This is a genomic window from Paenibacillus sp. EC2-1 (assembly GCF_049311625.1).
GTDB lineage: Bacteria > Bacillota > Bacilli > Paenibacillales > Paenibacillaceae > Paenibacillus_AQ.
Genome location: NZ_CP186006.1, coordinates 2,154,866 through 2,168,220 on the forward strand (window position 1 = coordinate 2,154,866; position 13,355 = coordinate 2,168,220).

Consider the following 13,355-nt stretch of genomic DNA (forward strand, 5'->3'; position numbering starts at 1 on the left):
GGAACGGGAGACTGATGTCTGAACAGCACCAAAGTTTAGCGTGGCAGTACGCAGACTCCGATTTGGCAAATGGAAGTGCTAAAGTGATCCGTACGCTGATTGATCATGGTTATGAAGCGTATTGGGTTGGAGGCTGCGTCAGAGATGAGTATATGGGCCGCAAGGTAAGCGATATGGATATAACAACCTCCGCTTTACCTGAAGTAACAAGTACAATATTTCCGAAGGTCATTCCTACCGGAATTAAACATGGTACGGTTACAGTTATTGAGAATGGACAACCCTTTGAGGTTACAACGTATCGAGTAGAGAGTGGATATGAAGATCATCGTCACCCTACACAAGTTACTTTTGTAAGAGATGTAGAGGAAGATTTAAGGCGGCGGGACTTCACCATGAACGCGATGGCACTCGGCATCGACGGTGCATGGGTGGATCCATTTGGAGGACGAAGTGATGTTGATCTTCAAATGATTCGCTGTGTGGGAGATGCCAGAGTTCGATTTCGTGAGGATGCGCTGAGGATGGTTCGTTGTATCCGCTTTGCTTCGGTCTTCGGTTTTGCTATTGCAAAGGATACGTGGAAAGGGATGCTGGAAGTTAGAGATACGTTATCGTGGATTGCTATGGAGCGTATTCGTACCGAAATGGATAAAATGCTTGCTGGACCTGATCCACTAAGAGGTCTTGAGTTGATCAAGAAGAGTGGTTTGTACAGCAAGATGAAAGTACCTTTTCCATATGTAACGGATAACCCTACAATTATTAGCGCTATCCCAGTGGTGGACACTGTTCAACTGGATATTCGCTGGGCGCTGCTCATTCATGGATGTGGAATATCTAGTAGTGAAGCGGACAAGCTGCTGAGAGAATGGACATTCTCTAACCGGCGTAGAGAAGTAATCATGGGATTGCTTTCTTTTCAAGAAGCTTGGTTTGAACAAGCTCGGGGGATAGATCTTGCTGCAGATCGTCTGCTATGGATCAATCTAGTGCTGAAACACGGTACTGATACTGCTGAAGCATGGATCCTTATGCAAGAGGGAATACAGGCGGTCTCGAAGTGCTTGTGCAATGGAGTTTCACTTGAGCAGGTACGACAGTGGCTTGAGGCTATGCATATTAGAAGCCTAAAAGATCTGAAGTTGACTGGTAGTGAACTCCTACAAGCATTAAATCGACGCGGAGGACCCTGGATGGGGAAGGTGTTACAGCATCTTCTGGTGAAATCGGCCGCTGGATTTCTTCCGAATGATAGAGATATATTGATTGAAGAAGCAAAGCAGGTGATTGAACGTGAAGAACAATGAAACGTTAACTCTTCTAGATATTTTTCTAGAACAGCCTGGGGAATTTCTTTCAGGTGAAGAGATTAGCAGACGTCTATCCATTAGCCGGACAGCGGTATGGAAGCAAATTAATAAACTCCGAAATAGTGGATATGAATTTGAAGCTCTGCCGCGTCTTGGTTATCGCTTAACCGAAAAGGCAGTACCTCTTGATCCTGCTTTACTGGCAAAGTGTGTTGAAGGGCATTCATTTGGTCAGCAAATGGAACTGCTCGATTCCACAACATCGACACAGGAGGATGCAAGGAGACTCGCTGAAGCAGGGGCGCCGGAAGGTACAGTTGTGATCGCTGAGGAACAGACGGGTGGACGTGGACGAATGGGGAAGAAGTTCTACTCTCCATATGGTAAAGGAATTTGGATGAGTATCGTACTGCGTCCAACCCAGCCACTGCATCTGACACAGCAATTGACTCTCTTGGCGGGGGTTGCTGTTCGTAGAGCCATTCTCAAGACTACCGGCGTTGAAGCCGGGATCAAGTGGCCTAACGATCTTCTGATCGAGGGTAAGAAAGTGTGCGGCATTCTACTTGAGTCGGCAACCGAAGATGATAGGGTACGTTACTGCATTGCTGGTATTGGCATAAGTGCGAACTTAAGAGAAGAAGATTATCCGGAGGAATTGAAGCCGATAGCTACTTCACTCCGAATCACAAGCGGTCACAACGCCGATAGGAATGAGTTAATTGGTTCAATACTGAATGAAATGGAGTCTCTCTACGAACTCTATAATGAACAAGGTTTTGAGCCTATCGCTTCGTTATGGGAAGCGGCATCGGTAACATTGAACCGTGAAGTCAGTGTGCACTCCTCAAGAGGTGTACTTAAGGGAACAGCTGCAGGTCTACATTCTTCGGGAGCCTTACTTGTAAGAAATGAAGATGGAGAGTTAGTTCCTGTCATCTCAGGAGATATTGTGCTTCAGCCCCTGAATGAAACAAGGTGAAAAAATAACGATTTTTTGATATACTGTCATCAGAGGCGGTATCTGCTTATTGGGAACTGCACTCTGAGGATAGAACGAATGATTAGGAACACCTTCATAACTGCTTTGCCGGTTACGTTGGATTCTGCTCTGAGCCGAAAGGACCGAGACAGAAGGGACGATCGCGAGTGACTCTTTTTTGCCTTTCGGACTTTTTAGCAAATTAATGCTAAAAGGTTTTTTTTGTTTTGTATAACATTAACTGAAAGGGGCTTGTGTCACATGGCAAGCAAACAACCGCTAAACATTGTAAAAATGAAAAAAATGAAAAGTGATGGTGTACCCATCAGTATGCTGACTGCGTATGACTATCCTTCTGCCCAACTTGCTGAAGAAGCAGGAGTCGATATGATTTTGGTCGGTGATTCTTTGGGTAATGTTGTGCTTGGTTATAATTCAACCATCCCCGTTACAATGGATGACATGGTGTATCATACTCGCGCAGTTGCCCGGGGTGCTGAACACACGTTTATCGTAGCAGATTTACCTTTTATGACGTACCATGGCAGTCTGGATGAATCACTCCGCAATGTACGCCGATTAATGCAGGAAGGCCATGCCCATGCCGTTAAAATGGAAGGTGGAGCGGAAATCGCAGATACCGTTAAACGCATTGTGCAGTCCGGCGTCCCTGTTCTGGGTCATATTGGACTTACACCGCAGTCTGTTAACCAAATCGGAGGTTACCGAGTTCAAGGGAAGGACGCAGCTGATGCAGAGCGTCTAATGAACGATGCAAAGGCGCTAGAAGCAGCTGGAGCTTTCGCGGTAGTGCTTGAGCTAGTTACGGAAGAGACGGCAGCTGAGATCAGTAAGGCACTGTCCATTCCTACAATTGGTATTGGAGCTGGACGATATTGTGATGGGCAAGTGCTTGTCTATCATGATGTTCTTAAATATACTTCTGCTTATAGAGACAAAAGATTCGTCAAAACGTACGCTGATGTCGGCACGATTATTCGTGAAGGCATTTCACAATATGTAAAAGAAGTGAAGGAAAAGTCTTTTCCTGCAGAGGAGCATGTGTTCAAAGCCCAAAGTACGCATAAACCTTCAACTTCCCTTTACGGAAACGAAAAAGAAAAGGTGAGTTTAAAATGAAAGTGATTCGCACAATCGAAGAGTTGCGAACAGAAATTAAACACCGGCGCAGCTCGATCTCAGGCCCGGTTGGACTCGTTCCAACCATGGGTTATCTCCATGAAGGGCATGGGAGTTTGATGCAGCGTGCACGAGAGATGGCAGGGACTGTCGTACTCAGTATTTTTGTGAATCCCATTCAGTTTGGTCCAGGGGAAGATTTTGAAACGTATCCCCGAGATGAAGAACGTGATCTAGCTGTCGCACAATCTAATGGGGTAGACATCGTCTTTATACCAGATGTGCAAGAAATGTATCCACAGCCGACAAAAACGAAAGTAGCTGTATCGGAGTTGACGTCTCTTCTATGTGGAGCTTCAAGACCTGGGCACTTCGATGGGGTAACCACCGTCGTGAATAAGCTTTTTAATATTGTCAAGCCTGATTTCGCTTTTTTTGGGATGAAGGATGCCCAGCAGGTAGCCGTGATTGAACAGATGGTTCGTGATCTGAACATGGATATTGAGATTGTACCTTGCCCGATCGTAAGGGAACAAGACGGTCTGGCATTGAGTTCACGTAACGTATATCTAAAGCCAGAGGAAAGAGAACAGGCACTCGTTCTGTCGAAGTCCTTGAAGACGGCTTTGGAACAGCTTGAGAATGGAACCGTTGAAACAGCAGGTGAAGTGCGTGAGTTGCTAAGCCGTATCATATCTGAATCGTCCATTGCGGTAATCGACTATGCTGAGGTCCTTTCTTTTCCAGAATTGACCCCAGTGGAGAATGAGACAAGGCTTGCGGATTCGGGGAGTACGACAATAATGGCGCTGGCGGTACGTTTTGGTAAGACGAGACTAATTGATAATGCATTATTCCAAGCGAAAGAGGGTATTTCTCATGTTTAGAACAATGATGAAATCCAAGATCCACCGTGCAACTGTTACGGAAGCTAATTTGAATTATGTTGGTAGCATTACGATTGACGAGGACCTAATGGATGCAGCAGATCTCCTTGAGAATGAAAAGGTTCAGATTGTAAACAATAACAATGGAGCGCGTCTTGAAACTTATGTTATTACAGGAGAACGCGGCAGTGGTGTTATCTGTCTGAATGGAGCGGCAGCAAGACTTGTTCAGCCAGGTGATAATGTAATTATTATTTCTTATGCCATGATGTCCAAAGAAGAATATGAGAACCATCAACCAACTGTAGTTATTGTAGATGGTGCTAACAAACCGATTATTACCGAGCATCGTGAGATTCATGCAACGATTCGATAAAGAACTGCACTCCAAAATGTAGCGCTTGTTTCGAGAATGAAAAAGTCCGCTTTAACAAAAAATGAACTCATGCACGACGCACTGATCTCATTTTTCTGCTAGGGGTGGGATGCAATCCATGTTTCAGCATGTATTCGACGAAATGAACAACATGTTAGATGAAATTGTGAAGCATTACCCTTCCGCACACGGTCCCAAGAAACAGGCGCTGGCTCATAACTGGAACTTGCTGAAGAGCATGAGCGAAGGTATCATTGACGAATGGCTTCATTTTGAAGAGAAAATGGCTTTATTCCGTGAAAGTGCAGCTACAACTCCGGTTTTTCCGCCAACTGAATCACCTGAATTGCAGCTCGATAGCTTTATTCGCGGTCAAGGTTACTACAAGTTGCTGATGTTTAGGCCCGCAATTACCCAGTTTGCTGTAGCTGCATCCGTTTACCCCGAGAGTTTACTGATCCGATTATATAAAGCGATGGCTCATCTGCACTTGGGTGAAACGGTAGAAGCTTCAGATTATCTAATGTCGATTCTGCCACTCGCAGACGATAAAAGGTTTCTGCAAGCTATGATCTATAATGCACTGGGTTGTATTCAGGTTATTAACGGAAGGACAGAGAATGCACGGGATTATTTTACACTAGCTATTCAAAGTGATCCTACGCTTCCCGATCCACTCAATAACCTGGAAGTTTGCCACAAAAACCGTGGTCAGCTGCAATACGGAAGTCAATTGATATCGCTGTTATGAATAGGAGTCTGTGCAAAAACGATGCCCACTCGGTGTTCTTATGTCGAGTCTGCGGCATCGTCTTTTTTATGTCTATAATGTTCAAAAGGCGTGACTTCTGTTATGCTGTTATTTAGACTGGAAGGAAAGGGATTTATACGAACATGAAATTTGCCGTATTGGATTTTGAAACCACGGGCAACCAGTCAGCCGATGAAATCATTCAAGTGGGGCTGGCCATCATCGATGAAGATCGCAGTATTTCCCGAGTTTACGGCTCTTATGTCAATCCCGGGATTCCGATTCCACCGTTTATTACAGGTTTAACAGGTATTTCGGACAGTGATGTAGCAGATGCGCCTTCACTAGAGGAAATGATGATGGAACTGGTACCAATGCTCGATGATGTTGTACTTGTGGGTCATAATGTGGCCTTTGACTTTAATTTTTTACAAAATGCACTCGACCGCTGTGGCTATTTGCCTTTTAGCGGACGGATTCTTGATACGATACACTTTTTGAAAATTTGTTTCCCATCACTAACATCGTATCAGCTTGGGATGGTATCATCCCACTTTGGCTTTGAGCATGATCGGCCACACCAAGCAGACAGTGATGCACTGGCTACCGCATATGCGCTCTTGAAGTGTCTTGAAGAGCTTGATCAGTTACCGCTCATCACGATTCAACGACTTAGTGATCTTTTTGCAGATGAAGACAGTGACCTAGGTTGGTTCTTTGACGGAATGCGAGTGAATTTAGAGAATCAAGCCCTTCAGGAACCAGATAACTTCACATACTTCCGCCAGTTTGCTCTGAATATAGAGGATTGGACGGAGATGGCGCCTCCACGGGCTGAGAATGAGAACAATCCGCTTGCAGATGTTTCTTTTGATGAATACATGTCTCAAGTACGCGACAATCTTAGAGAGACGCTTCCTCAATATGAAAGCCGTGACGCTCAGGACATTATGTTCGAGGAAGTCATGACTGCTTTAGAAGAAGATAAGCATCTTCTGATTGAGGCGGGGACAGGGACGGGCAAATCATTAGGATATTTGCTCCCTTCCATATATCAGAGTGTGAAACAAGAACAGAAGGTCATGGTCAGTACACATACCATTAACCTTCAAGAACAGCTTCGTGAACGGGATATTCCATTAATGACAAAGGTAATACCGTTTCCGTTTAAAGCCGCCGTCTTCAAAGGAAGACAGCATTATTTGTGTTTGAGAAAATTTGAACATAAAATAAACAGAAGAGATTTTAATACACCTAAAGAAGATATCATTACATCTGCTCAGATGATTGTCTGGTTAGCACAGACAGAGACAGGGGATGATGAAGAGCTTAACCTTGGAGGTCGGGGTGGAGATTACTGGGAGACGGTTGCAAGTGAATCGGACTCTTGTTTAGGCCGTGCCTGCCCGTGGTTCCGTAAATGCTTCTACCATCGTGCGAAACACGAAGCAGGAATTGCAGATGTAGTCATCACGAATCATTCGAAATTGTTCACCGATGTGAAGGCGAATCATCAGCTCTTGCCAGCCTATGAACGGCTTGTCATCGATGAAGCACATCATTTAGAGGATGTGGCAGGTAAGCATCTAGGGCTTAACTTGAAGTATTTCACTGTGGTTCATACGCTGACTCGCCTATATAAGGATAGCCGTAATGGACAGCTGCCAGCACTGCGTCAACTGCTTCAAACCTCAGCACATGAGAAGGCAGGGGATTGGACATTAGTCATTGATCGGATCTATCCTGATCTTCTAACGGTTAAGGAGAGTTGGGATCGCCTAAATGATCTCCTTTTTGGTCTTTTACCTGAGCGTGGAGATGCTTCAGGTGAGGTGGGGCAATTTACACTTCGTCTATCGCCCTCTAAGAAACCTAAGGATTGGGTTAGCTTAACAGAACTTGAGAATCAAATATATGTAACCTTAGGTGAAGTGGTTCGTCAGGGTGATCGGCTCACTTCTGAGATTCGAGAAGAACTGGATGATTATAGTGCAGATAGTTTGATTACAGATATTAATGGGCTCTTTAAGGATTTGGCTTCCCATCGTGAGAATTTGAAATTTTTTATGACATTGAATGATGACGGTATTGTTTACTGGATGGAGGCCAATGGGAATTTCCGCAGCAAATCTTTGCAGATGTACGCGGTGCCTGTTGATGTAAGTAGTCAGCTGAAGGAATTGTTTTTTGATAAGAAACAGAGTGTGATCCTAACGTCTGCTACCCTATCTGTAGATAAATCGTTTCAGTATATGATTGATAACTTGGGACTTCAAGAAGCTTCGGAACAGGGACGATTAAACACCGTTCAACTTCCTTCTCCTTTTAATTACCGGGAGCAGGCATTATTGTTAATTCCGAGAGACTTTCCGAGCGTAAAGGGAACCGTCGGAGATCCTTTGTTCGTAAATACTTTGGTCCAATCTCTGTCAGATACGGCCATGGTGACGCGGGGGCGCATGTTAGTGCTATTCACCTCTTACCGTATGCTTCGTCAGGTATATGAGCCTTTGAAAGAAGCCTTGTCATCTAGTGACATCGCTGTTCTTGGACAAGGCATGGATGGAACGAGTCGAACGAAGCTGATTCGCAGGTTTCAGGATAGCAGTGCTTCCGTTCTTTTGGGAACTAGTTCGTTCTGGGAAGGTGTTGATATTCCAGGGGAGGCTCTAACGTGCCTTGCTATTGTCCGTTTGCCATTTCAACCGCCAAATCATCCGCTTGTTGAGGCGAAGAGTGAATTACTTCAGCAACAAAAGAAGAATCCATTCATGAAGTTATCTGTGCCACAGGCTGTTATTCGCTTTAAACAAGGCTTCGGACGCCTTGTAAGAACAGCACAAGATAAAGGAATCGTCATTGTATATGATACCCGTGTAATTGAATCATACTATGGTAAGCACTTCTTGTATTCACTACCTGGACCGAAGATGGAGCATATGCCAACAGAGCAAATGGTTTCTCGGATCACGGAGTGGATGGGGAAGGAACAGGAACATTAGAATATTATTTTGAGTTTATTATTAGGGGGAGCATGCATGAAATCGGAAAAAATTTCGGAGGCCGTAGTACGCAGACTGCCCGTTTACTTACGTTACCTAAACGAACTTCATGTTCGGGAGGTAGCAACCGTGTCCTCGCAAGAGTTAGGACAAAAACTAGACTTGAACCCAGCACAGATTCGCAAGGATCTTGCATATTTTGGAGATTTCGGTAGAAAGGGAATTGGCTATGATGTCACATACCTGATTGAAAAAATCCGCCATATATTGAAGCTTGATCAGCAGATTAATGTAGTGCTTGTTGGTGCAGGTAATCTTGGTCATGCCTTGTCTAACTACAACGCGTTCTTGAAAGATAACATGAAGATTGTTGCTATATTCGATGCATATACTCCGAAAGTGGGTACATCCATTAACAATATTGTGGTTCAGCCTATGGAAGAATTGACTTCAACGATTAAGGAGAAGGGAATTCGGATCGGTATTATTACAGTGCCCGATGTCGAGGCGCAAGCTGTAGCAGATAGTTTGATATCAGCGGGGATTGAAGCGATTCTCAATTTTGCTCCAACGATTCTGAAAGCTCCACCACAAATTCGCATCCATACGGCGGATTTCACGACAGACCTTCAAAGTTTGGCCTATTACTTAGTTAATGGAAAGGAAGATGCCGAACATGACGAATCATAAGTGGATGATCAAAAATGGTACCTTTGCTGTCCTCCAGGAAGAGAAATCTATTCTGCGTGGATATATGGTCGTCGAGAATGATCGTATAACTTACCTTGGCGAAGAAGAACCGCAGGTCGAGGCCGATATTGAAATCATTGATGGTACGCATCTTTTCTTTATGCCCGGTTTAATCAATACACATGGACATACAGCGATGTCACTTCTCCGTGGATATGGAGATGACCTCGCACTTCAGGTATGGCTGCAGGAGAAAATGTGGCCAATGGAAGCTAAATTCACAGCGAATGATGTATATTGGGGTTCTTCCCTTTCGCTAGTTGAAATGCTAAAAGGTGGCACAACAACGTTCCTGGATATGTACGACCATATGGATCAGGTCGCTGCAGTAACAGAACAATCAGGCATGCGTGGTGTGTTAACCCGTGGTGTCATTGGACTATGTTCGCCAGAGGTTCAGAAGCATAAATTGGATGAGGCTACAGCTTTCGCCAAGGATTGGCATGGAAAAGCAGACGGCCGTATAACAACGATGATATCACCACATGCTCCATATACTTGCCCTCCAGATTACATTGAGAAGTTTGTTCAGGTTGCACACGATCTGGATCTGCCACTGCATACACATATGTCCGAAACCGCTGCAGAAGTACAGCAGAATGTTCAGGATTATGGTCTGAGACCCGTAGCTCATTTACAAAAGCTAGGTGTATTCTCCAGACCGACTTTAGTAGCTCATGGAGTTCATTTAACGGATGAAGAGATCGAAATTTTGGCAACTCATAAGGTTGCTGTATCTCATAACCCAGGGAGTAATCTTAAACTGGCGAGCGGTGTAGCGAGGGTGCCAGAGCTTCTTAAAGCAGGCGTTACGGTATCTTTAGGAACAGATGGTCCCGCTAGCAATAACAACCTGGATATGTTCGAGGAAATGCGCTTAGCAGCTCTCATCCATAAAGGTGTTACGGGTGATCCGACAGCAGTGCCTGCATCGGAAGCACTTCGTATGGGTACCATCTATGGAGCTAAATCTCTATTCTTAGATGAAATTGGTACGCTCGCTCCAGGAATGAAAGCAGATTTTATTGCGTTGAATACGGATCAAGCCCATTTCTTACCACACACGGATTTCATATCACATGCCGTCTATTCAGCAAGTGCGAAGGATGTGGAACATGTATGGGTCGATGGTAAACAGATCGTCAAGAATGGTAATTGTTTAACGCTCGATGAAGAGAAGATTCGCCGTGAAGCCCAAAGTGCGTTCGAACGGCTGTTAACCCTTTAGGGAATAACAAGGGAGCGAGGAACGCCGATTGAAGAAAAAAACAAAGTGGATACTCTCCAGCGTTTCTGGAATTCTGCTCATATTATTGGCTTGTCAAATTTATTATTCTTATGTCATGTCTGATGTTTGGAAAGAAGAAAATGCGGCTATTATAGCAGCTCAAGAACATGGTGGACTGATTAAGAGGGATAAAACTTATAAATCAGTCTGGGACAAGGATAGTTTGTATTGGGTTATTACAGGTCAAAATGTTGATAACAAAGACATTATTGTATGGGTTAAGTTTACAGAAGAGCATAAACCATTCGGAGGAGCCGACACGGTTCATACAGAATTATTAAGTGATGGTAAGTCTGAAGCGCAGATAAGAGCTCAGATCAATTCAGATTTGCCTGGTGCTGTAATCGAACGGCTCGTCCCTGGAATGTATGAGGGTGAGTATGTATGGCAGCTGCTGTATAACCTAAATAATGAAACAAAATACCGATTCTACCGTTTTCAGGATGGTCGTCCAATCGGCGAAGACATTACATTACCGAACCAGTAAAGCATAATTACACTCCATTCATTAGGATGGGGTGTGTTTGATTTATATATGTAAGCGTTTGCATAAAAAATAATTAAATAGTTTTTAATATTTTCACAGCTTGAAAATGAAAAAGTATATAAGATGTGATATACTCATATTTGTATTTAACGTATACAAGTATATGTTAGAAGAAGACATACGTTATATATGCATCATAAGATAGACCGACTATATATCATCTATTTAACAAGGAGGAACTTCATTGAAACTACGTATTGTTCCTATCGTCCTGACGGTCGTTATCTCGGCATCGGTACTTTTTGGTGGATGGTATCTGTATCGGCAAATGGCTCTTCAGAATCCGTTGGCCAATGTGGTATCACAGTATGAAGGCGTAAAAAACTCTCAAATTGATATTAACCAAGATACCGTCACTTTGAAACTTGATTTAAAGCCAGACACGAATTTACGTGGATTGGTTGAACATATAAACAAAGAAGGTAAGGCGGTCGTAGGAAAACGCGCATTAAAAATTGAGGTTGAAGATCATTCATCAGAACAGCTAAATGAGTGGTGGGATGATGCGATGTTATCCGTCGCCGAAGCGATGGATAATAAACAATACACGGATATTCAGACATCTTTGAATGAATTGGCAAAACGCTCACCTGAGTTAAAAGCAACTGCGCAGATTGATGATCAGAACGTATATGTAAGTTTATCTGATGGAAAGTCTGGTAAGTTTATTATTTTGCCTCGTCAACCGGGCAAAGTGGAGGTGTGGAACCATGCCTAAGTGGTCCAAAGAAGTATTCATCGGATTCATTCCTGTCCTGTTTGTGTTTCTGGCCTTTATTGGTGTGAACATCGTTCCGATTCTGATTGCGGGTATGCTTGTTGGAACTCTTCTCTTCATCGCGAAGATGAAAGGGGGAATTGCAGTAGGAGCGGGAGGGGATCGTAAACGTAAGAAAGGCTCCCCCATGAAGCTGACCTTTGAAGAAATTGGAGGCCAGGATAATGCCAAGCAGGAGCTAAGAGAAGCGCTTGATTTCCTAATTCGCCACGAAGAGATTAAGAAGTTCGGGATCCGGCCACTGAAAGGGATTCTTCTTACAGGTCCCCCAGGGACAGGTAAGACTCTGATGGCAAAAGCAGCAGCTCACTACACGAACTCGGTATTCGTTGCCGCTTCCGGTAGTGAATTTGTTGAAATGTACGTGGGTGTAGGTGCTGGTAGAATTCGTGATTTATTTAAAGATGCTAGAACACGTGCAGCAAAAGAAAACAAACAAAGTGCCATTATTTTTATTGATGAGATTGATGTCATTGGCGGTAAACGTGAAGGTGGCCAGCAAAGGGAATATGATCAAACATTAAACCAACTGCTAACTGAAATGGATGGTATCTTTACTTCTGAGGCTCCTCGAATTCTTGTCATTGCAGCTACAAACCGTAAAGAAATGCTGGATAGTGCGCTTCTACGTCCAGGACGTTTTGACCGACATATACAGGTGGACCTTCCGGATAAAAAAGGACGTGCGCATATTCTAAATTTACACGCTGGAAATAAGCCTCTTCATAGCGATGTTGATCTGGAGAAAATTGCGGAAGAAGCTTATGGTTTCTCAGGGGCACAACTTGAAAGTGTTATGAATGAAGCTGCAATTTATACCATGCGTGAGAATGAGGAGTTCATCCACCAGCGCCATCTATCATTGGCAATTGATAAAGTTATGATGGGAGAACGTTCAGACCGTGAGTCTAACTTTGAAGAGAAGAAGAGGGTCGCAATTCACGAGTTGGGACATGCTATCATGGCAGAACTCGTAAGACCAGGGAGTGTGAAACAGGTAGCTCTAAGTCCACGAGGAAAAGCATTAGGCTATGTACGTCACAATCCGCAGCAGGAGCAATATCTCTATACGAAGTCCTTTCTAGAAGAGCAGATTATGATTGCACTTGGAGGAGCAGCAGCAGAAGAGATGTATTATGGCGGACGTAGTACGGGATCAAGTAATGACTTTGAACAATCACTGAACATCGTGGAGACGATGATGAAATCAGGGCTAACATCACTGGGTATTATCAACATGAATATGGTTACAACCGAAGAGCTGATGAAAGAGAATAATATGATTCTGGAACAATTAATGAATAGAACGAAACACTTGCTAGAACAAAATCGAGCAGTTTTCGACAATTCTCTCGACATACTCTTGAGAGAGGAAATATTGTCCGGAGATCAATTCAGATGTCAATTTCGTGAAAATGCCCTTTTACCAGCATAAATTGTTATGCTGGTTATTTTTTTTTACTTTTTTGTCATGCTAAGATATGATTATATCTTGTGCCTTATAAAATGTATTATTCGACAAAGAAGGGTACAATATTGTT

General features: G+C 43.7%; 12 protein-coding genes. All 12 read left to right on the forward strand.

Features of this window, described 5'->3' with window-relative positions; all coding sequences use genetic code 11:
* Positions 1-14 precede the first annotated feature (14 nt).
* The 12 genes from ACK8P5_RS10230 (at position 15) to ACK8P5_RS10285 (ending at position 13,249) form a co-directional block, all read left to right on the forward strand.
* Complete coding sequence (locus tag ACK8P5_RS10230) at positions 15-1,310, forward strand: CCA tRNA nucleotidyltransferase (protein ID WP_422660829.1); 1,296 nt, start codon at positions 15-17, stop codon at positions 1,308-1,310.
* Positions 1,297-2,295, forward strand: a complete 999-nt coding sequence (locus ACK8P5_RS10235) for a biotin--[acetyl-CoA-carboxylase] ligase (protein WP_422660830.1) — start codon at positions 1,297-1,299, stop codon at positions 2,293-2,295. Before ACK8P5_RS10230 ends, ACK8P5_RS10235 begins: the two co-directional genes overlap by 14 nt.
* Positions 2,296-2,556: 261 nt before the next feature.
* A complete protein-coding gene (gene panB, locus ACK8P5_RS10240; protein WP_422660831.1) occupies positions 2,557-3,435 on the forward strand; it encodes a 3-methyl-2-oxobutanoate hydroxymethyltransferase in 879 nt (292 codons plus the stop codon).
* Positions 3,432-4,322 (forward strand): pantoate--beta-alanine ligase, encoded by an 891-nt coding sequence (panC, locus tag ACK8P5_RS10245; protein ID WP_422660832.1) that lies wholly within the window; start codon positions 3,432-3,434, stop codon positions 4,320-4,322. The genes panB and panC overlap by 4 nt, the downstream gene beginning before the upstream one ends.
* Positions 4,315-4,698: an aspartate 1-decarboxylase gene (gene panD, locus ACK8P5_RS10250; RefSeq protein ID WP_422660833.1), complete on the forward strand. Its 384-nt coding sequence runs from the start codon at positions 4,315-4,317 to the stop codon at positions 4,696-4,698. The genes panC and panD overlap by 8 nt, the downstream gene beginning before the upstream one ends.
* Positions 4,699-4,816: 118 nt before the next feature.
* The gene (locus tag ACK8P5_RS10255; RefSeq protein WP_422660834.1) at positions 4,817-5,449 is read left to right on the forward strand and encodes a tetratricopeptide repeat protein; all 633 of its coding nucleotides are present in this window, start codon (positions 4,817-4,819) and stop codon (positions 5,447-5,449) included.
* Between the two features lie 143 nt (positions 5,450-5,592).
* On the forward strand, positions 5,593-8,451 hold the full coding sequence (dinG, locus tag ACK8P5_RS10260) for an ATP-dependent DNA helicase DinG (protein ID WP_422660835.1): 2,859 nt from the start codon (positions 5,593-5,595) through the stop codon (positions 8,449-8,451).
* 36 nt (positions 8,452-8,487) lie between these two features.
* A complete protein-coding gene (locus ACK8P5_RS10265) occupies positions 8,488-9,141 on the forward strand; it encodes a redox-sensing transcriptional repressor Rex (RefSeq protein ID WP_422660836.1) in 654 nt (217 codons plus the stop codon).
* Positions 9,128-10,429 (forward strand): amidohydrolase, encoded by a 1,302-nt coding sequence (locus ACK8P5_RS10270; protein WP_422660837.1) that lies wholly within the window; start codon positions 9,128-9,130, stop codon positions 10,427-10,429. Before ACK8P5_RS10265 ends, ACK8P5_RS10270 begins: the two co-directional genes overlap by 14 nt.
* 115 nt (positions 10,430-10,544) lie before the next feature.
* The gene (locus ACK8P5_RS10275; RefSeq protein ID WP_422660838.1) at positions 10,545-10,976 is read left to right on the forward strand and encodes a DUF5590 domain-containing protein; all 432 of its coding nucleotides are present in this window, start codon (positions 10,545-10,547) and stop codon (positions 10,974-10,976) included.
* Positions 10,977-11,220: 244 nt separating this feature from the next.
* Positions 11,221-11,754 carry a hypothetical protein gene (locus ACK8P5_RS10280; protein ID WP_422660839.1) on the forward strand — a complete coding sequence of 178 codons (534 nt, stop codon included), beginning with the start codon at positions 11,221-11,223 and terminating at the stop codon, positions 11,752-11,754.
* Positions 11,747-13,249, forward strand: coding sequence for an AAA family ATPase (locus tag ACK8P5_RS10285; RefSeq protein ID WP_422660840.1), 1,503 nt, complete (start codon positions 11,747-11,749; stop codon positions 13,247-13,249). The genes ACK8P5_RS10280 and ACK8P5_RS10285 overlap by 8 nt, the downstream gene beginning before the upstream one ends.
* Positions 13,250-13,355: the final 106 nt, after the last annotated feature.